Genomic DNA, 562 nt, shown 5'->3' with positions numbered 1-562 from the left:
CGGCAACGACGTAGATTGCAGCAAATCTGCGGCATGATTGATCCGCAATTTCATTAGACGTTGGCTAAACGGCTCTTTAAAGTGCTTTTGAAACAATCTTGTGACCGCACTTTCACTCAGCGATAAGTAGTTCGCCAAGTCTGCGAGCGTCACCTTAGTTGCAAAGTGTTGTTCGAGATACGCGTTAACACTTGCCACGCGCTCTCTTTCCTGTAGCTCGTGTTCACTCATCGATAAGTACGAGTGAGTCATCAGTGTTTTCGCTCCTTCATCGTGAGCAATCAGAGACAAAACATGGAGAAATCTCGATAGTTGCTCCATTGCAGGAAACGTCATGAGCTCATGCAGAAGATCCACAACGTGCTGAGCTGTCCGTTCAGAAAACACCACACCTTTATTGGCCGCCTTTAAAAGCGGGTCAAGCTTTCTAAGCTCTGCGCAATAGAACATCAAATTGGCAATCCACTCACGCTTAAACCAAATCACATGAGTCTCGCACTTGCTTTCGACCAATGTGGAGTGAATTGAATGAGGCACACCAGGCGCGATCAATAGCATTTGG

1 pseudogene is annotated in these 562 nt (G+C 46.6%); it reads right to left on the bottom strand.

The features are described from left to right. Nucleotides 1-562: pseudogene (locus tag R8N47_RS27370) on the bottom strand (AraC family transcriptional regulator); the annotation flags it as partial.

This window comes from Vibrio sp. 2132-1 (assembly GCF_033344315.1).
This window is presented reverse-complemented; position numbering and strand designations above follow the sequence as displayed.